The sequence below is a fragment of the Halomonas sp. SIMBA_159 genome, assembly GCF_046536035.1.
In the GTDB taxonomy this organism is placed as follows: Bacteria; Pseudomonadota; Gammaproteobacteria; order Pseudomonadales; family Halomonadaceae; genus Vreelandella; species Vreelandella venusta_A.
Genome location: NZ_JAWJBT010001822.1, coordinates 1 through 229, shown reverse-complemented (window position 1 = coordinate 229; position 229 = coordinate 1). Strand labels below are relative to the sequence as shown.

Sequence of the window (229 nt, the reverse complement as noted above, 5' to 3'; positions counted from 1 at the left end):
AATACAATAAGCTGGTGGCGTACGGCCGCGTTTTTTCCTGTTTAGGTGTGTGTATGGTAATAATGCCTACAGCGCCACGTTCAGCGGCCAGCTTGGTTTTCAGGCTGTTTAAGTGCGCTGCTTCTTCACTTGGCAGACTATCGGGGCGACCTGCCAGCAACACCACTATTTTGCCTTTCACATCCAGGCCAGCATAATCATCCAGCGCAAACTCTTTCGATACCAAACC

1 protein-coding gene is annotated in these 229 nt (G+C 50.2%); it reads right to left on the bottom strand.

Going from position 1 to position 229, the window contains the following annotated elements:
- A partial coding sequence (locus R0J87_RS25480) for a PA domain-containing protein (protein WP_498889802.1) occupies positions 1–229 on the bottom strand: 229 nt, incomplete at both ends.